General features: G+C 74.3%; 18 protein-coding genes and 1 riboswitch. Of the genes, 8 read left to right on the top strand and 10 right to left on the bottom strand.

Going from position 1 to position 17,202, the window contains the following annotated elements:
* The first annotated feature begins 183 nt into the window (after positions 1–183).
* The 3 genes from ACI79D_RS08260 (at position 184) to ACI79D_RS08250 (ending at position 1,588) form a co-directional block, all read left to right on the top strand.
* Positions 184–756, top strand: coding sequence for an NADPH-dependent FMN reductase (locus tag ACI79D_RS08260; RefSeq protein WP_456917883.1), 573 nt, complete (start codon positions 184–186; stop codon positions 754–756).
* A gap of 156 nt (positions 757–912) precedes the next feature.
* A complete protein-coding gene (locus tag ACI79D_RS08255) occupies positions 913–1,389 on the top strand; it encodes a DnaJ family domain-containing protein (RefSeq protein WP_456917882.1) in 477 nt (158 codons plus the stop codon).
* A gap of 7 nt (positions 1,390–1,396) precedes the next feature.
* A complete protein-coding gene (locus ACI79D_RS08250; RefSeq protein ID WP_456917881.1) occupies positions 1,397–1,588 on the top strand; it encodes a hypothetical protein in 192 nt (63 codons plus the stop codon).
* A 55-nt stretch (positions 1,589–1,643) separates the two neighbouring features.
* On the opposite strand, the gene ACI79D_RS08245 is transcribed toward ACI79D_RS08250, so the two are convergent.
* Entirely contained in the window at positions 1,644–2,012 is a 369-nt protein-coding gene (locus tag ACI79D_RS08245) for a nuclear transport factor 2 family protein (protein ID WP_456917880.1), read from the bottom strand.
* Positions 2,013–2,031: 19 nt separating this feature from the next.
* Positions 2,032–2,421, bottom strand: coding sequence for a hypothetical protein (locus ACI79D_RS08240; RefSeq protein WP_456917879.1), 390 nt, complete (start codon positions 2,419–2,421; stop codon positions 2,032–2,034).
* 87 nt (positions 2,422–2,508) lie between these two features.
* Here ACI79D_RS08240 and ACI79D_RS08235 point away from each other — a divergent pair, with 87 nt between their 5' ends.
* Positions 2,509–3,300 carry a helix-turn-helix domain-containing protein gene (locus tag ACI79D_RS08235; protein ID WP_456917878.1) on the top strand — a complete coding sequence of 264 codons (792 nt, stop codon included), beginning with the start codon at positions 2,509–2,511 and terminating at the stop codon, positions 3,298–3,300.
* A gap of 102 nt (positions 3,301–3,402) precedes the next feature.
* Here ACI79D_RS08235 and ACI79D_RS08230 read toward each other — a convergent pair whose 3' ends face one another.
* The 7 genes from ACI79D_RS08230 to ACI79D_RS08200 all read right to left on the bottom strand — a co-directional run bounded on the left by ACI79D_RS08230 (position 3,403) and on the right by ACI79D_RS08200 (position 11,274).
* On the bottom strand, positions 3,403–5,274 hold the full coding sequence (locus tag ACI79D_RS08230) for a hydantoinase B/oxoprolinase family protein (protein WP_456917877.1): 1,872 nt from the start codon (positions 5,272–5,274) through the stop codon (positions 3,403–3,405).
* Positions 5,271–7,349 (bottom strand): hydantoinase/oxoprolinase family protein, encoded by a 2,079-nt coding sequence (locus tag ACI79D_RS08225; RefSeq protein ID WP_456917876.1) that lies wholly within the window; start codon positions 7,347–7,349, stop codon positions 5,271–5,273. The genes ACI79D_RS08230 and ACI79D_RS08225 overlap by 4 nt, the downstream gene beginning before the upstream one ends.
* Before the next feature lie 123 nt (positions 7,350–7,472).
* Complete coding sequence (locus ACI79D_RS08220) at positions 7,473–7,667, bottom strand: hypothetical protein (protein ID WP_456917875.1); 195 nt, start codon at positions 7,665–7,667, stop codon at positions 7,473–7,475.
* A gap of 91 nt (positions 7,668–7,758) precedes the next feature.
* Positions 7,759–8,859 (bottom strand): winged helix DNA-binding domain-containing protein, encoded by a 1,101-nt coding sequence (locus ACI79D_RS08215; protein WP_456917874.1) that lies wholly within the window; start codon positions 8,857–8,859, stop codon positions 7,759–7,761.
* A 33-nt stretch (positions 8,860–8,892) separates the two neighbouring features.
* Positions 8,893–9,333, bottom strand: coding sequence for a DUF1707 SHOCT-like domain-containing protein (locus tag ACI79D_RS08210; protein WP_456917873.1), 441 nt, complete (start codon positions 9,331–9,333; stop codon positions 8,893–8,895).
* A 217-nt stretch (positions 9,334–9,550) separates the two neighbouring features.
* Entirely contained in the window at positions 9,551–10,756 is a 1,206-nt protein-coding gene (locus tag ACI79D_RS08205; protein ID WP_456917872.1) for a globin domain-containing protein, read from the bottom strand.
* 98 nt (positions 10,757–10,854) lie between these two features.
* A complete protein-coding gene (locus ACI79D_RS08200) occupies positions 10,855–11,274 on the bottom strand; it encodes a MarR family winged helix-turn-helix transcriptional regulator (protein ID WP_456917871.1) in 420 nt (139 codons plus the stop codon).
* Positions 11,275–11,333: 59 nt separating this feature from the next.
* Between ACI79D_RS08200 and ACI79D_RS08195 the strand changes: the two genes are divergently transcribed.
* The 3 genes from ACI79D_RS08195 to ACI79D_RS08185 all read left to right on the top strand — a co-directional run bounded on the left by ACI79D_RS08195 (position 11,334) and on the right by ACI79D_RS08185 (position 14,957).
* Entirely contained in the window at positions 11,334–13,184 is a 1,851-nt protein-coding gene (locus ACI79D_RS08195) for an ABC transporter ATP-binding protein (protein ID WP_456917870.1), read from the top strand.
* Between the two features lie 96 nt (positions 13,185–13,280).
* Entirely contained in the window at positions 13,281–13,907 is a 627-nt protein-coding gene (locus ACI79D_RS08190) for a dihydrofolate reductase family protein (RefSeq protein ID WP_456917869.1), read from the top strand.
* A 66-nt stretch (positions 13,908–13,973) separates the two neighbouring features.
* Positions 13,974–14,957, top strand: a complete 984-nt coding sequence (locus tag ACI79D_RS08185; protein ID WP_456917868.1) for an LLM class flavin-dependent oxidoreductase — start codon at positions 13,974–13,976, stop codon at positions 14,955–14,957.
* A gap of 52 nt (positions 14,958–15,009) precedes the next feature.
* Here the strand turns inward: ACI79D_RS08185 and ACI79D_RS08180 are convergent, their stop codons facing one another.
* Positions 15,010–15,450: an aggregation-promoting factor C-terminal-like domain-containing protein gene (locus ACI79D_RS08180; protein ID WP_456917867.1), complete on the bottom strand. Its 441-nt coding sequence runs from the start codon at positions 15,448–15,450 to the stop codon at positions 15,010–15,012.
* 246 nt (positions 15,451–15,696) lie between these two features.
* Positions 15,697–15,855: riboswitch (cyclic di-AMP (ydaO/yuaA leader) on the bottom strand.
* Positions 15,856–15,994: 139 nt separating this feature from the next.
* Between ACI79D_RS08180 and ACI79D_RS08175 the strand changes: the two genes are divergently transcribed.
* Entirely contained in the window at positions 15,995–17,131 is a 1,137-nt protein-coding gene (locus tag ACI79D_RS08175) for an alkene reductase (RefSeq protein WP_456917866.1), read from the top strand.
* Positions 17,132–17,202: the final 71 nt, after the last annotated feature.

The raw sequence follows: 17,202 nt of genomic DNA, 5'->3' as shown, positions 1-17,202 counted from the left end.
GAGGGCTCCGGTTCGACGGCAGCGGGCGGGGTGCACCCGCGGGGCGTCGGCGCAGCCGGGGTGGATCGAGCACCGACCCTAACCTCACGTGAGGGTCGGGTCGGTGAGGTCTCGGGCACAGCGGGGAATCGGACGGCCACCCTGCGGTTGAGAGCTCAACGAAGCGATCGAGAGGAGCTCCCCGTGTCCCGTCCCGTCCTGCAGGTGGTCGCCGCCAGCACCCGCCCCGGCCGCCGCGGCCTCGCCGTCGCCCGCTGGGTGACCCGCCTGGCCGAGGCGCACGGCGGTTTCGACGTCGAGCTGGTCGATCTCGCCGAGGTGGGCCTGCCGGTCTTCGACGAGCCCAACCACCCGCGGCTGCAGCAGTACGTCCACCAGCACACCAAGGACTGGAGCGCGACGGTCTCCCGCGCCGACGCGTTCGTCTTCGTGACCCCGGAGTACAACCACTCCTTCCCCGGCGCCCTGAAGAACGCCCTGGACTTCCTCTCGGTCGAGTGGGCGGACAAGGCGGCCGGCCTGGTGACCTACGGCGGCGTCTCGGCGGGTCTGCGCGCGTCGTCCGCGCTCAAGCCGGTGCTGGCCGCCCTGCGCGTGCTGCCGGTGGTGGAGGCGGTGTCGGTGCCGTTCTTCGCCCAGTTCCTCGACGAGGACGACGAGTTCGCGCCCAACGCCGAACTGGAGGCCGGCGGCAAGGCGATGCTCGACGAGCTGCAGCGGGTCACCGCCGCGCTGCGCCCGCTCCGGGCCGCCTGACGGAACCCCTGCGCGCTCCGTCGGCGGGCGCCCGACGCCCGCCGCCGCCGACGATCATGAAGTCGCGGTGGCGACACGCCGGGATCGAGCGGCGTGTCCTCTCCCGAGGTTCGTGATCGTCGAGCAGTGGACGCTCCGGGTGTCACCCTGGAGGGGATGACGGAGCGCAAGCCGCCCGGGATGTCGTTCGAGACCTGGGTCGACCAGCAGATCACGCAGGCGCAGGCCCGCGGGGCCTTCGAGGGCCTCGGCGGAGCCGGCCGGCCGCTGCCCCGGCGGGAGCGGCCGCAGAGCAGCTACGAGTGGGCGCTGGAGTGGGCCCGGCGGCAGTCGACCGACCCGCGGGACCTCCTGCCACCGGGCATGGCGCTGCGGAGGGAGCGCGACGAGCTGCCCGAGCGGGTGGCCGGGCTGCCCTCGGAGGCCGCCGTCCGCGCCGTGGGCGAGGACTTCAACGCCCGAGTCGAGGCCTTCTGGCGCCGTCCGCAGGAGAGCCGGTGGGCGCCGGTCCCGGGCCTCGCCGACGTCGAGGCGCTCGTCGCGCACTGGCGGGCCACCCGGCCGCCGCCCCCGCCGGCCGAGGTCCCGGCTCCGCCGCCGCCCCGTCGCCGGTGGTGGCGCCGGCGGCGATGATCGGCTGATGCGCTTCGTGCTCGAGGTGGACCTGGACGCCGGCGCCCTGGCCGGGGACGACCGCGCCGCGGAGCTCGGCCGGATCCTGCGCTACTGGGGCGGCAGCATGGAGCAGGTGCCCCTGGAGCCGGGCGCCCGGCAGGACCTCTACGACAGCGGCTACGCCGCCGTCGGCTCCTGGCAGGTCGAGCCGGACTGACCGCACGCCGAGGCCGGTGGTCCCTCGGGGGGACCACCGGCCTCGGTCGCGTGGGTCAGGCGGCCGTGGGCACCCGGTCCAGGAAGCCCAGGACGGCGCGGATGCGACCGTCGCCGTCGGTCACCGCGACGTCGAAGCCCGCGATCGGCGCCTCCTCGCCCTCGGGGCCGAGGTGCCACGTGAAACGCACCTGCTCGTGGTGGGCGTCGACGGGACCGGCGAGGCGGAACACGAAGCCGGGGAACTGCGCCTGGACGGCGGCGATGGTCGCCTCGATCGCGTCCCGCCCCGCGACGTCGGCGAGCGGGTCGGTGTAGCGCGCGTCCTCGGTGAACAGCTCCGCGACGACGGCGCGGCGCGCGGCCGGGTCGGTCTGGTTCCAGGCCGCCAGGTAGCGGGCGGCGAGGTCGGGCGATGCGGTCATGGTCGTTCTCCTCTCGGTCTCAGCTGCGGCGCAGGCCGGTGGCCTGCAGGACGGCGAAGGCGGCGACGACGAGCGCCTGCAGGACGAGCCAGGCGGCGCCGAGGGTCGTCGGGGAGCCCAGGCCGGCCAGCACGACGGCGACGCTGCCCGCGGCCCAGAGGGCGTTGGCGGCGACCACCGTGCGGACGGCGGGCGGCGTCGGGCGGGTGCCGACCAGCCACACGGCGGCGGCGAAGGCCAGCAGGAAGACGCCGGTGCCGCGCAGCCAGCCCGCGGGCAGGCCGAACAGATCGGCGAGGGCGGGCGCGGCCAGCAGGTACGCCGCGCCGTTGAGCCCGGTGACGACGGCGTCGAGCCGCAGCGCCAGGCGGAGCAGGGCGGTGGGGGCGGGAGCGGTGGTCGTGGTCATGGCGACCACGGTGGCCGCGCCGCGGAGGCGGGTCGATTACCTCGGAGGTAAGCGACGGGGAAGCCGACCGTCACTAGCGTCGCGGCCATGACAGCGGTCGAAGCCCGGCCTCCCGTCGGGGAGCTGCTGCGCGACTGGCGGCAGCGCCGCCGGTTGTCCCAGCTGGACCTCGCCAGCGACGCCGGCGTCTCCACCCGGCACCTGAGCTTCGTGGAGACCGGCCGCGCGCGGCCGAGCCGCGAGATGGTGCTGCACCTCGCCGAGCAGCTGGAGGTCCCGCTGCGCGAGCGCAACGAGCTGCTGCTCGCGGCCGGCTACGCCCCGGTCTACGGACGCCGCCGGCTGGAGGACCCGGACATGGCCGCCGTCCGGACGGCGCTGGACCTCGTGCTGGCCGCCTACGAGCCCTTCCCCGCCCTGGCCGTCGACCGCGGCTGGCACCTGGTCGCGGCCAACCGCAGCGTCGCGCTGCTCACCTCCGGGGCCGACCCGCAGCTGCTGGAGCCGCCGGTGAACGTGCTGCGGCTGGGGCTGCACCCGCGCGGGCTGGCACCGCGGATCCTCAACCTGCCGCAGTGGCGCACCCACCTGCTCGCCCGCCTGGCCCGGGAGGCGCACCTGACCGCCGACCCGGCCCTGGCCGCGCTGCACCGGGAGCTCGCCGCGCTGCCCGGCGGATTCGACCGGCGCCCACCCGACGGGATCGCCGTCCCGCTGCGGGTGCGGTCCGGGGACGACGTCCTGAGCTTCCTGAGCACGGTGACCACGTTCGGCACCGCCGTCGACCTCACCGCCGCCGAGCTGTCGGTGGAGGCCTTCCTGCCCGCCGACGCGTCCACCGCGGAGCTCCTCCGCTCGCGACCCGCGCCCGGCACCTGACCCCCTGACCCCCTGACCGCGACGATCATGAAGTCGCGGGAGCGACACCCCGTCGTAGGACGGCGTGTCGCTTCCCGCACCTCATGATCGCGCGGCAGGGGCTTACAGGACGTCGAACTCGTTGAACTCCGCGCCGCCGGAGAGCATCGCGTAGCCGGGGCCGCGGTCGAAGAACGGCTCGTCGCCGGTGCGGGCCGCGCGCATCTCCGCGCGCAGCGCCGACGTGGCCGCCTCGTCGGCGCTGCCGTCCTCGCGCACCACCACGCCGTAGTCGGTGCGGGCGCCGCCGACCGAGACCTTCCGCCAGGCGATGTCCCGCAGGACCTCGTCCACCGGCCGGTCCAGCGGGTCGCCCCAGCCGCCGCCGCCCGTCGTCCGGATGCGGACCACGGTGCCGGCCGTCAGCGGCTCGGCGTCGGCGAGCGCGTCGACCTCGTGCTCGTCCGGGCCGCCCGGGTCGACGGTGATCTGGAACGGCCGCCCGGCCTTGCCCCCCTTGACGCCCCAGCAGGACAGGATCGAGCGGTCGGCGATGGACATGAAGTGCGCGTCCCGCAGCACCCGGATGTGCTTCTCGTAGCCGCAGCCACCCCGGTAGCGCCCCGGCCCGCCGGAGTCGATGGCCAGCCCCAGCCGCTCCACCCGCAGCGGGAAGCGGCCCTCGGTGAACTCGGTGGGCAGGTTCCGCGAGTCCGGGACGACGTGGATGGTGTCCTCCCCGTCGGCGTAGTACCGCCCGCCCGAGCCGCCGCCCAGCACCTCGCGCATGAGGTAGGGCTGCCCGTCGACGTCGGTGCCGTAGACGCCGGTGTACCGGATCGTCTCCTGGTCGGCGGGCATCCGGCCGCCGGTGGCCTTGGCCAGCACCCCGGCGAGGACCCCGAGCAGCCGCAGGATGACGAAGGTCCGGGCGTTGGTCGGCGCCGGGAAGACCGGGGTGAGCAGCGTGCCCTTCTCCGGGAAGCGCATCTCGATCAGCGGGACGACGCCCTCGTTGACGTCGAGTTCGGCCATCCGCTCCGGCGTCTCGGCCAGGTTGCGCAGGATCGGCGCGAGCCACTTCTTGAGGAAGTTGCCGTCGGCGTAGTCGCCGCAGTGGTTGATCGGCCCCTTCGCCTGCGGGCCGGTGCCGGTGAAGTCGATGACCAGCGGGGTCTCCCGAGAGGAGTCCATGGTCAGCGTGATCCGCTGCCGGTGCAGCTGGGGCTCCTCGACGCCGTCGTGCTCGGCGTAGTCCTCCCAGACGTAGGTGCCGTCGGGGATCTGCGACAGGATCTCCCGCCGGTAGACCTCGGTGGAGTTGGCCAGGATCGCGTCGAAGGCCGACTCCACCGCCTCGACCCCGTACCGGTCGAACAGCTCCCCGAGCCGCCGGGCGCCGGCCAGGCAGGCCGAGCACTCCGCGTCGAGGTCGGCGGCCAGCGAGTCGGGCATCCGCGAGTTGCGGGTCATGATCTTCAGCGCGCTCTCGTTGGGCACGCCGCGGTCCCACAGCTTGATCGGGGGGACCATCAGGCCCTCCTCGTACACGCTCGTCGCCGCCGACGGCATCGAGCCGGGCACCGCGCCGCCGATGTCGTCGTGGTGGCCGAACGCCTGGATGAAGGCCACGACCTTCTCCGCCCCGTCGACGTGCGCGAAGACCGGCACGGTGACGCACAGGTCGGGCAGGTGGCCGATCCCGCCCTCGGAGAGGTAGACGTCGTTGTGGAAGTAGACGTCCCCGACGTTCATCGTCTCGATCGGGTAGTCGCGCACCACCGGGTGCACCAGCGCCGAGTAGGAGCGGCCGGTGAGCTTGCGCAGCAACCGGTCGTGGATGCCGGCGCGGAAGTCGTGCGCGTCGCGGATCATCGGCGACCGGGAGGTGCGCCCGATGGAGGTCTCGACCTCCTTCTCGATCGCGGCCAGCGTGCCGGCGACGATCTCGACGAGGACCGGGTCGGCGGCGACCTTGCCGTCGGTGAGGCTCATCGCTCGGTCTCCTTCGTGAGTAGCAGGTTCCCGTGGGTGTCGACGGTGGCGGCGAAGCCGGGGTGCACCGGCACGGTGGAGCCGAACTCCTCGATGATCGCCGGGCCGGGGACGACGTCCCCGGGGCCGAGGTCGGGCCGGTTGTACGTCGGGGTGTCGACCCAGTCGTCGAAGAACACCCGCCGGGTGCCCGAGACGGCCCGGTCCGCCCCGCCGTCCTTCGGGGCCAGCTCCACGACGTCGGGACGGCGGATCGGGCCGATCCCGCTCACCCGCAGGTTGACCCACTCCACGGCCTGGCGCGGGTCGTCGGCGAAGTCGTAGCCGTAGAGCTGGCGGTGCGCGGCGTGGAACTCCTGGGCGACCTGCTCGGCGGCCGCCGCGTCCAGTTCCCCGTCGGGGACCGGCACCCGCACCTCGAACGCCTGGCCCACGTAGCGCAGGTCGGCGGTGCGCTGCATCCGCTGCGAGTCGCGCGTGAAGCCCTCGCCGTCGAGGGCGACCCGGGCCTGGTCCTCCAGGTCGGCGTACACCCCGCGCACCCGGTCGAGGTCGAGGTCGGCGTGCCGGTGGATCGCCGTCTGGACGTGGTCGTTGCGGACGTCGACGGTGAGCAGGCCGAAGGCGCTCACGTTGCCCGGGTTCGGCGGCACGAGGGTGCGGGGCAGGCCCAGGATGTCCATCAGCCGGCAGGCCAGCAGCGAGCCGGAGCCGCCGAACGTGGTGAGCGTGAAGTCCCGGACGTCGAGGCCGCGGGCGACGGTGACCTGGCGCAGCGCGTTGGCCTGGTTCCACGCGGAGATCTCCAGGATGCCGGTGGCGGTGCGCTCGAGGTCCATGTCGAGCTCCGCGCCCAGGTCGGCCAGGCCCTTGCGCGCCGCGTCGACGCTCAGCGGGATCTCCCCGCCCAGCAGGTGCGGGGGGATGCGGCCGAGGACGACGTGCGCGTCGGTGACCGTGGGCTGGTCGCCGCCGGAGGGGTAGCACATCGGGCCGGGGTCGGCGCCGGCGGACTTGGGGCCGACCTTGAGCGTGCCCTCGGGGGACAGCCAGGCGATCGAGCCGCCGCCCGCGCCGACGGTGACGACGTCGATCATCGGGATCTTCGACGGGTAGTCGCCGACCGAGCCCTCGGTGGTGAGGGTCGGCTCGCCGTCGATGACCACGGTGACGTCGGTGGAGGTGCCGCCGCCGTCGCAGGTCAGCACCCGGTCGAAGCCGGCGGTGCCCGCGATGAGCGCGGCACCGAGCGCACCGGCCGCGGGGCCGGACAGCATCGTGGTGATCGGCTGGTGCACGACCTCCTGGGCCGACAGCACGCCGCCGTTGCTCTTCATCACGTAGAACGGCACGCCGGGCGCGAGCTCGTCCAGCCGGGTGCGGATGTTGGTGACGTAGGCGCCGACCTTGGGCTTGACCGCGGCGTCGACCAGCGTGGTCACCGAGCGCTCGTACTCGCGGTACTCCCGCAGCACCTGGCTGGACAGCGAGACGACCGCCCCCGGGTGCTCCTCGCGGATCACCTCGAGCATGCGGCGCTCGTGCGCGTCGTTGGCGTAGGCGTGCAGGAAGCAGACGCCGATCGTGCCGATGCCGGCGTCGGCGAAGAAGCGGGCCGCGGCGCGGGCGTCGTCCTCGTCGAACGGGCGCACCTCCTCGCCGCGGTGGTCCAGCCGGCCCCGCACGGTGCGCACCAGGTCGGCCGGGACGATCCGCGGCGGCTTGACCCAGAAGTAACTGTTGCCGTAGCCGTCGGGCACCGACTGGCGGGCGATCTCCAGCACCGACTCGTAGCCCTCGGTGGTGATGAACCCGATCCGGTCGAGCTTGCCCTCGAGCAGCTGGTTGGTCGCGACCGTCGTGCCGTGGCTCACCGCGGTGACCGCCTCGCCCGGCAGGCCCAGCAGGTCGAGCACCTTGCGGACGCCGGTGAGGAAACCCTCGGCGGGGTCGGCCGGCGTGGACGGCGTCTTGGTGGTGGTGGTCTGCCCGGTCTCCTCGTCCACCGCGACGACGTCGGTGAACGTCCCCCCGGTGTCGATGCCGATGCGGACCCGGCGGGGTGGCGCGCTCATGGGTAATTACCTTAGCGCTGAGATACCGCCGGGCGGAAGGCGGCGCCCGGGATCCGCGCGGCGGCGCTCACCCGGGCACGGTGCCCGCCGCCGGGTGGATCCCGGTCTCCCGGAGGCGGGTCCTCACCCCTGCTCGGGGCCGCCCCCGGTCTCGCGCTCGACCGAGCCATCCGCGCGGCCGGCGTCCTCGACCCCGTCCTCGCGGGGGGCGACGGCGTGGGCCGGGCGCTCGACGTCGTCGGTGCCGGGGCGGACGTCCTCGTCGAAGTCCTGCAGCGCGTCGTCGGGCGCCAGGAAGGCGTCGTCGGGACCGGTCATGGCTGTTCCCTCCGTCGTACTCGGCGCCCTCCAGGGTCACCCCGGGGACGGCCGCCCGCTCCTCGAGCAGTCCCAGAACGGGGCCTCGGCCTCAGGAGAACTCGACGTCCTTGAGCGTGACACCGCGGTGGGCGGCCAGCCGCTCGGCCTGGGCGGTGACCGCCTCCCGCAGCGCCGCCGTCGGCGACCGCCACGGCTCGACGGCGACGCTGAGCGAGGAGCCGGACTTGCGGGGTCGCCAGGTGCCCGCGACCTCCCCGTCGACGAGTACCGCGCCGGGCCGGCCGAGCACCGGCCACAGCGCCTTGGCCCGGGCCGGGTCCGGCACCACCAGGTCGCGGTCGCGACCCTGCAGGAACAGGTCGAAGGGGCCCAGCAGTCGCGTGCCGTGTGCCGCGGGGACCTGGCCGAGCCGGTCGGCGTCCTCGGCGAGCAGCCAGCGCCGCTCGCCGTCCACGGAGACTTCGACGGCGTCCTCCGGCCAGCGGGCCTGCACGTCCTTGACCGGGGCGTCGAGGTACCCGGCGACCAGCTTCGGCGTCGCCGGGCCCAGCAGCCGCAGGTACCCCCGGACGACGTCGAACCGGGGCGGGACGGTCTCGCTCGGCACCAGCCCCGGCACCGGGCGGAGGACCGGCGGCGAGGTGCCGGGCTCCAGCTCGAGCCCGGCGCGCAGGGCGGCCAGGCGGAACGGCTGCTCGTACAGGTGCGTGGCGTCGCAGGGCCGGCAGTACCGCAGGTAGGGCTCGGGCATGAGCTCGGCCAGCCGCCCCGACATCTCGCCCTTGACCATGGGGGCGGTCACCAGCGAGCGCATCGCCGCGGCGATGGCGTCGAGCGCCTCCAGGGTGCCGATGCCGGCGGCCCGGAGCGGCTTGGCCGCGTCGAAGACCCGCTTGCCGGCGTCGGCCTCGGAGAACGGGGCGGTGGCCGCGGCGACCGCCGGCAGGTCCCCCCGCCGGTACAGGTGCGGAGCGCCGCGGAGGGTCCAGACGGTCGCCAGCGCGTCCTCCGGCAGACCCGCGATGTCGACGCCGCGCAGCAGCAGCGCCCACAGCCCGCCGTCCGGACCGGTGTCCTGCACACCGAGGTCGAGCACCGCGGTGTCGGCGAGGCCGCCGGCCGGGCGGTCCAGCTGCTGGGCGGACACCCGCAGGTCCAGGACCTGCCGGCGGGTCAGGGAGGGGGGCACGCCGGGGACGCTAGCGGCGGGGGACGACGGTCGTCAGCGTCTCGGCCGCCCGATGCCCACCGCGTAGAGCACCGCGAGGACGGCGCCCGGCGGAGCGGCGACCCAGATCCACCAGGGGTACACGAACTCGCCGGCGGTCACCGACACCAGGCCCCAGACGACCAGGTTCACCGCCGCGATGCTGGCGAAGACGATGGTCAGCACCCGCATCGCCATGCCGCCGGCGTCGTGGGAGAACGCGTCCCCCAACGGCAGCCGCCGGGGCGCCGGCGGGGCCGGTGGCGGCTCGGGCAGGTCCCGGGTGACGCGGGCGAGCTCGCCGCGGGTGCGGGCGGCCCACACCGACTGCACCCGGGTGTCGAACTCGTGCAGGTCGAGCTGGCCGGCCGCGACGGCTCGGCGCAGCTGCTCCTGGACGGCGGCCCGCTCGGGGTCCGAGACGCGCAGCTCGTCGGGTCGCACGGGATCGCTCACGCCGCCGATCGTGGCACCTCGCCGGGCGCGGCCGGGGCCCGTCACGCCGGGCACGTCGCACGTCACGCACCTGCCCGCGTCGGTCGGGACGGCACCTGGTGGCGGGTGGACCGGTCGCGGGGGCCCGGAGGGTCTCCCGGCCGGGACACGGGCAGCGGCTCCACGCCGGTCGGGGACGGCACCTGGTGGCGGTGTCGGCCGGTAGGCCGACGGTGACTCAGTCGGCGTCGGCCTGCCACAGGTCGGGGCCGAACACCTCGTACTGGATGTCGCGGGGGGACACGCCACGGTCGAGCAGCGCCTGGCGGACGGCCTTCATGAACGGCAGCGGGCCGCACAGGTAGTAGACGGCCTCGTCGGGCAGGTCCACCTCGGACACGTCCATGACGCCCTCGTGCACGCCGTCCACGGGCAGGCTGCACTCCGCCCCGCGCTCGAACCAGACGTGCAGCTCCCCGTCGTCCAGCGCGCGGACGTCGTCCACCACCTGCCGGCGCAGCGCCCACGAGGACTCGTCGACGTCGGCGTGCAGCAGCGTGACGCCGAGGTGCGAGCCGGCCCCCACCAGGTGCGAGATCATCCCGGCCATCGGGGTGATGCCGATGCCGGCGCTGGCGAACACCGCCGGGCGGGAGTCGTCGAGGACGACGTCCCCGAACGGCAGCGACATCGTGACCGTGTCGCCGACGTCGATCCGGTCGTGCAGCAGGTTGGACACCTCGCCGTCGGGCTTCCCGCCGTCGTGCACGCGCTTGACGGCGAACGACCGGTGCTCGCCGTCGTCGGCCCGGGTCAGGCTGTACTGCCGCGGCTGGAGGACGCCGTCGGGCATCGGCAGCCGCACGGTGACGTACTGGCCGGGCAGGGAGGTCTTCACCAGCCGGTCGTCGATGCGCTTGCAGGTGAACCGGACGACGTCGTCGGTCTCGCGGACCTTCTCGATGACCTCCCAGTCGCGCCACACCGTCTCCGGGCGGACGCCACGGGCGCTGTAGAGGCCGCGCTCCTGGTTGATCAACGCCCAGGCCATCAGCCAGTAGACCTCGTCCCACGCGGCGGCGACCTCGGGCGTGACGGCGTCCCCGAGCACGTCGACGATCGCCCAGAACAGGTTGTCGTGCACCACCTGGTACTGCGCGGGCTGGATGCCCAGCGAGGCGTGCTTGTGCGCGACCCGGTTGAGCAGGTGCTCGGGCAGCTGGTCGGGGTGGTTGACCAGCGCGCTGGCGAACATCGCCACCGAGCCGGCCAGCGCCTGCTGCTGGGTCCCCTCGGCCTGGTTCCCGCGGTTGAACGTGCCGTCCAGCAGCTCCGGGTGTTCGCCGAAGAGGTGCTGGTAGAAGCGCTCGGCGATCTTGCCGATGTTCTCGCCGACGACGGGCAGGGTGGCCTCGATGACGGGCCTGGCCTTCTCGGAGAGCACGGCGGAGTCCTTCCCCCTCGGGTGGTGTGACGGGTCCGTCACGCGCAACCCCCCGTAGCCCGGATGCCCGGGATGTACGCATGCGCTCCGCGGTCGGGTCACTCCGCGGCGAGTGTCCGCAGGATCCGGCCGAGGGCGGCCCGGTCGCTCGGGTCGAGGCGGGCGAAGAGATCCCGGGTGTCGGCCGCCCGCGCCGCGGCGACCTCCTGGGCGACCCGGCGCCCGGCCGCGGTCGGCGCGAGGACGACGGCCCGCCGGTCGGTGGGGTCGGGGGAGCGGGTGGCCAGCCCCCGGGCCTCCAGCGCGTCGGCGACCTCCGTGGCGGAGCGCGGCGCGATGCGCAGCGCCTCGGCCAGGTCCGACAGCCGGGTGCCCTCCCGCGTGCAGACGGCGCGCAGCGCACGGGCCTGGTGCGGGGAGAGGTCCCAGGGCGCCAGGGCGTCGCTCCAGCGATGGCGTTGCGCGCGGGCCACCCGCATGAGCAACTCGCCCAGCGCCTCGGCGTCGTCGTCGGCCACGGCGGGAATCGTACCGACGCTGCTACGGTTACCTCATCGTGAGGTTACCTCAGTAAACCGTGGAGGTGGTCGTCGTCGACGGACTGACCAGAGGCGGCGGGGGCGGGCGCTCGGGGCGCACCGTCGACCCGGCCGACCGTGCCCAACTCGATCGCTCACCCGTCGCGCTGCGCCGGGTGGGTGCCCTCTTCTCGCCCTACCGCTGGCAGGTGGCCGCGGTCGTGGTGCTCATCGTCTGCGCCTCGGTCGTGGCGCTGGCCTCGCCGTTCCTCGTCCGGCTCGTGATCGACGAGGCGCTCCCGCGGCAGGACGTCGTCCTGCTCGCCTGGGCGGTCGCCGGGATGGTCGCGGTGGCCGGCACCACCGCCGTCCTCGGGGTGGTGCAGACCTGGCTGTCCACGACGGTCGGCCAGCGCGTGATGCACGGCCTGCGGACGGCGGTCTTCAGCCACCTGCAGCGCCAGTCGCTGGGCTTCTTCACCCGCACGCGCGGGGGAGACGTGCAGTCGCGGCTCACCAACGACATCGCCGGCATGCAGTCGGTGGTCACCTCGACGGCGACGTCTCTGGCGTCCAACGCGACCACCGTGGTCGGCACAGTGCTCGCCATGGTGGCGCTGTCGTGGCGGCTGTCGCTGCTGTCCCTCGTCGTCCTGCCGCCGGCGGTGCTGCTGACCCGCAGGGTCGCCCGGATGCGGTACGCCGTCACCACGCAGCGGCAGCGTGCCCTCGCCGACCTGCACGCCCAGGTCGAGGAGGGGCTGTCGATCAGCGGCGTGCTGCTGGGCAAGACCCTGGGCGCCGGGCCCACGCAGTCCCGGCGGTTCGCCGACACCTCCGAGGGCCTGGTCGACCTGGAGGTGCGCTCTCAGCTGGCCGGCCGGTGGCGGATGGCCACGATGAGCATCGTCTTCGCCGCCATCCCGGCGGCGATCTACCTCGCCGCGGGGCTGCCGGCGACCTCCGGCGGCATGACCATCGGCACCCTCGTCGCGTTCACCACGCTGCAGACCACGCTGTTCCGCCCGCTCATGCAGCTGCTCGACGTCGGCGTCTCGGTGACCAGCTCGATGGCCCTGTTCAGCCGGGTGTTCGAGTACCTCGACCTGCCGGTGGAGATCGACGACCCGGCCGACCCGGTGCCGCTCGACCCGGCGGCCGTGCGCGGCGAGGTCCGGTTCGAGGGCGTCTCGTTCACCTACCCCGGCGGGCACCGGCCCGCGCTGGCCGACGTCGACCTCGCGGTGCCGGCCGGCACGACGCTGGCGCTGGTGGGCGAGACCGGCTCGGGCAAGAGCACGCTGGCCTCGCTGGTCGCGCGGCTGGCCGACCCGACCGCCGGCCGGGTGACGATCGACGGAATCGACGTCCGCGACCTGAGCCTGGCCACGCTGGCGCAGGTGGTGGGCGTCGTCGCGCAGGAGACCTACCTGCTGCACACGACGGTGCGGGAGAACCTGCGGCACGCCCGGCCCGACGCCACGGACGCCGAGATCGAGGACGCCGCCCGCCGTGCCCAGGTGCACGACGTCATCGCCGGGCTGCCCGACGGCTACGACACCGTGGTCGGCGCCCGCGGGCACCGGTTCTCCGGCGGGGAGAAGCAGCGGCTGGCGATCGCCCGCACGCTGCTGCGCGACCCGCGGGTGCTGGTGCTCGACGAGGCGACCAGCGCGCTGGACACCGCCACCGAGCGGGCCGTGCAGGCCGCCCTCGACGAGGCCAGCCGCGGCCGGACGACGATCACCATCGCGCACCGGCTGTCCACGGTGCGCGATGCCGACCGGATCGCGGTGCTCGCCGCGGGCCGGGTCGTGGAGAGCGGCACGCACGAGGCGCTGCTCGCCGCGGGCGGCCGCTACGCCGAGCTGGTGGCCGCCGCCGACCGGGACGTCGCCCTCGCCGCCTGAGCGGAGGTCGGCCTCGTCGATGAGAAGGCGGCACGGGCGCCGTCCTACCGGGGAGACCGGTCACCCGAGGCCGGGCCGCACCCGAGGAGGACCCCGATGCGACCGCTCGTCGTCACCACGTTCGTCACCCTGGACGGCGTCATGCAGGCCCCCGGCGGGCCGGGCGAGGACCCGGAGGGCGGGTTCTCCTACGAGGGCTGGCTGGTGCCGCACTTCGACGAGGACCTCGGCGCGCAGATGGAGGAGTGGTTCGTCCCCGCGCAGGACTTCCTGCTCGGCCGGCGGACCTACGACATCTTCTACGCGTCCTGGCCGAAGATGCGGGACGAGAGCAGCGCGGTCTCCACGGGCCTCAACGACAAGACCAAGTACGTCGCCTCGCGGACCCTCACCGAGGTGGAGTGGGAGACCGCGCGGCTGCTGGAGGGTCCCGTGCCCGACGCCGTCCGGGCGCTCAAGGCCGAGGACGGCGGGGAGCTGCAGGTGCACGGCTCGGCCGGGCTGGTGCAGACGCTGCTGCACGAGGACCTGGTCGACGAGCTGCGGCTGGTCGTCTTCCCGGTGACCCTCGGGCAGGGCAAGCGGCTGTTCGGTGAGGGGGCGATCCCGCGCACCTGGCGGCTGACCGCGTCGAAGGTGACCGGCTCGGGCGTGCTGATCGCCACCTACCAGCGGGCCGGTGAGGTGGAGACCGGCTCGGTGGGGCCCGAGTACGAGGAGTGACACACCCGGGAAGGACGGCGGTCCCCCACCCGTTGCTCGTGACAACACCACGGAAGAGGCACCGTCATGAGCATCCCGCTGTCCATCCTCGACCTGGCGCCGATCGCCAAGGGGTCGACCGCAGCCGACAGCATCGCCGCGAGCGTCGCGCTCGCGCAGCGGGCGGAGCAGACCGGCTACCGCCGGGTCTGGTACGCCGAGCACCACAACATGCCGCACATCGCGTCGTCGGCCACGAGCGTGCTGATCGCGCACGTCGGCGCGCAGACGTCGTCCATCCGGCTCGGCGCCGGCGGCGTCATGCTGCCCAACCACGCGCCGCTGACCATCGCCGAGCAGTTCGGCACCCTCGACGCGATGTACCCGGGCCGGATCGACCTGGGCCTGGGTCGGGCTCCGGGCTCGGACCAGAACACGATGTACGCCCTGCGCCGGGACCCGCGCTCGGCCGACCGCTTCCCGCAGGACGTCCTCGAGCTGCAGGCCTACCTGGCCGGCGAGTCGCGGGTGCCCGGGGTCGACGCGATCCCCGGCAAGGGCTCGCGCGTGCCGCTCTACGTCCTGGGCTCGTCGATGTTCGGGGCGACGCTGGCCGCCGCGCTCGGCCTGCCCTACGCGTTCGCGTCACACTTCGCCCCGGCGATGCTCCAGCCCGCGGTCGAGGCCTACCGGCGCGAGTTCAAGCCGTCCGAGCAGCTCGCCGAGCCGTACGTGGTCGCCGGCGTGAACGTCGTCGCGGCCGACACCCGCGCGGCGGCCGAGGAGGCCTACGCCGCCGTCCGCCGGACGCTGGCCGTCGGGCTGTTCGGCCGCGGTCGCTCGCTGTCGGACGACGAGACGCAGCTGCTGCTCGACGGCGGCGCGGGCCTGCACGTCGACACGATGCTCACCCACACCGCCGTCGGGACCCCGGACGAGGTGCGTGAGTACCTCCAGGGCTTCGCGAAGCACGCCGACGCCGACGAGCTGATCGTGGCGCACCAGTTCCCCGGCACGGAGGGCCGGCTGCGCTCGGTCGAGCTGACCGCCGAGGCGATGGCCACCGCCTGAGACCGGCCCGAGGGCCCTCTGCGCGCGCAGAGGGCCCTCGGCGTTCCCGGGCTCAGTACCACCCGCGGGCCCGGTGGTGGCTCCACGCCCCGCAGGGGCTGCCGTACCGCTTCCCGATGTAGATCAGCCCCGCCTTGATCTGCCGGTAGGGGTCAGAGGTCTTGCGGATGCCGGTCATGGCCCAGGTCGAGTCGAGGAACTGCGGGATGCCGTAGGCGGTGCTCGTCGGGTTCTGCGCGTTGGGGTTCCACCCGCTCTCCCGCTCCCACAGCTGGTCGAGGCAGCCGAACTGGGTCCGGTTGCCCCCGACCTGGCCCAGGGCGTGGTTCTTGTAGGCCTGCTTCTGCGAGGCCCCGATCGAGGCCAGGGAGTGGTCCCCCTCCGCCCGGGCGACCGAACCCCCGGTGGGGGCGAGGGCGAGGGCCAGGCTCAGACCGGCTGCGGCGGCGAGCCGGTGCAGGGAGCGGGGGCGCTGGTTGTGCTGGTTGTGCATGTGTGTTCCTCGTGCTGTGCGGTCGCCCGGCACCGACGGCGCCGGGGCGATGGTGCGGGACCGGCCGGGGCCGTCGGCGTGTCGTCAGCTGGGCGCGCGGCACCGGCCGGACACGGGCGCCCGGCGAGGAGCCGTCGGCCGACGGTGCGTGCCGTGCGGCTGGTCCTGGGATGGACAGGCGGGAGCGCGACGGTCCCGGACCTGTGGGCGCGCGGGGGCTCCGGGCCCCAGGGCGCGGTGGTTCTCCGTTTCTCCCCGGGCCGCCTACCGGGTCAGCTGACGGGTTCGGGCTGGGAGTGCCCTACCCGCTCCCGGTGCACCCGGGAGCGGGACTCACCCCGGGTGGTGCGGGTGGGTCCCCGGCTCGCGCCCACCACGGTGGGTGCGACTCGGCGGCGTCCGGCGCGGGCTCCCCGGGCTCGGGAGACGTCGAGGGCCGGACACGGTCACCGTACGAACGCGACGTACATCGCGCCACTCGACGGCCGCCGATCTTCAGTTGCGACATGGCCGTTGCGGCGGGACGCGCGTCACTGTGAGCACCGTGACGGTCGCGGCCCGGAATGGCGGCTCCGGTCCGGGCGTCGAACTCCTCGTGGACCTGTTCTCCCCTGTGACCCTGGGCGACCTCGAGCTCGCCAACCGCGTCGTGATGGCCCCGCTCACCCGCATGCGCTCCGGCGCGTCCGGCGTCCCGGGCGACCTCGTCGTCGAGCACTACCGGCAGCGCGCCGGCGTCGGCCTGATCATCACCGAGGGCACCTACCCGAACCACGAGTCGCAGGCGTTCGTCGGCCAGCCCGGCATCGTCACCGACGAGCAGGTCGAGGGCTGGCGCCGCGTCGCCGAGGCGGTGCACGCCCGCGGCGGCACGATCGTGATGCAGGTGATGCACGGCGGCCGGGTCACCCACCCCGACGTCAACGGCGGCCGCCGCGTGGTCGCGCCCAGCGCCGTCGCCATCAACGGCGAGGGGCACACGGAGAAGGGCAAGCAGCCGTACCCGGTGCCGCACGCGCTGACCGTCGCCGAGGCCCGGGCGACCGTGCAGGACTTCGTCACCGCCGCCCGCCGCGCGATCGAGGCCGGCCTGGACGGCGTGGAGATCCACGGCGCCAACGGCTACCTGCTGCACGAGTTCCTCTCCCCGACGTCCAACCTGCGGACCGACGAGTACGGCGGCTCCCCGGAGAACCGGGCGCGCTTCGTCGTCCAAGTGGTGACGGCGGTGGCCGCGGCGATCGGCGCCGGCCGCGTCGGCCTGCGGATCTCGCCCGAGCACGGCATCCAGGACGCCCTGGAGACCGACCGGGACGACGTCCTCGCCACCTATGGCGCGCTGCTCGACCAGCTCGCCCCGCTGGGTCTCGCCTACCTGTCGGTGCTGCACCGCGAGCCGGCCGGCGACCTGGTGCAGGAGCTGCGCCGGCGCTTCGGCGGCCCGCTGATCGCCAACAGCGGGTTCGGCACGGTCACCACGCGCGAGGAGGCGGTGGCGCTCATCGAGGCCGCGCACGCCGATGCCGTCGCCGTGGGCCGCCCGGTCATCGCCAACCCCGACCTGGTGGAGCGGTGGGCCGGCGAGCACCCGGAGAACGAGATCCGGGCGCACCTGTTCTACGCGTCCGGCGCCGAGGGCTACACCGACTACCCGACCCTCACCGACCGCCGGGCCAGCTGACGTCCTGTGCACTCAGCGTGGTCTCGCGCAGTCCGAGACCACGCTGGGTGCACACGGCGCTCGCCGGCCGG

Source organism: Geodermatophilus sp. SYSU D00708 (genome assembly GCF_054050115.1).
This window is presented reverse-complemented; position numbering and strand designations above follow the sequence as displayed.

Bases quoted from the DNA above. Each gene is read 5' to 3' on its own strand.
- ACI79D_RS08255 (WP_456917882.1), top strand. From the start codon at position 913: ATGACGGAGCGCAAGCCGCCCGGGATGTCGTTCGAGACCTGGGTCGAC.
- ACI79D_RS08250 (WP_456917881.1), top strand. From the start codon at position 1,397: ATGCGCTTCGTGCTCGAGGTGGACCTGGACGCCGGCGCCCTGGCCGGG.
- ACI79D_RS08245 (WP_456917880.1), bottom strand. From the start codon at position 2,012: ATGACCGCATCGCCCGACCTCGCCGCCCGCTACCTGGCGGCCTGGAAC.
- ACI79D_RS08240 (WP_456917879.1), bottom strand. From the start codon at position 2,421: ATGACCACGACCACCGCTCCCGCCCCCACCGCCCTGCTCCGCCTGGCG.
- ACI79D_RS08235 (WP_456917878.1), top strand. From the start codon at position 2,509: ATGACAGCGGTCGAAGCCCGGCCTCCCGTCGGGGAGCTGCTGCGCGAC.
- ACI79D_RS08230 (WP_456917877.1), bottom strand. From the start codon at position 5,274: ATGAGCCTCACCGACGGCAAGGTCGCCGCCGACCCGGTCCTCGTCGAG.
- ACI79D_RS08225 (WP_456917876.1), bottom strand. From the start codon at position 7,349: ATGAGCGCGCCACCCCGCCGGGTCCGCATCGGCATCGACACCGGGGGG.
- ACI79D_RS08220 (WP_456917875.1), bottom strand. From the start codon at position 7,667: ATGACCGGTCCCGACGACGCCTTCCTGGCGCCCGACGACGCGCTGCAG.
- ACI79D_RS08190 (WP_456917869.1), top strand. From the start codon at position 13,281: ATGCGACCGCTCGTCGTCACCACGTTCGTCACCCTGGACGGCGTCATG.
- ACI79D_RS08185 (WP_456917868.1), top strand. From the start codon at position 13,974: ATGAGCATCCCGCTGTCCATCCTCGACCTGGCGCCGATCGCCAAGGGG.
- ACI79D_RS08180 (WP_456917867.1), bottom strand. From the start codon at position 15,450: ATGCACAACCAGCACAACCAGCGCCCCCGCTCCCTGCACCGGCTCGCC.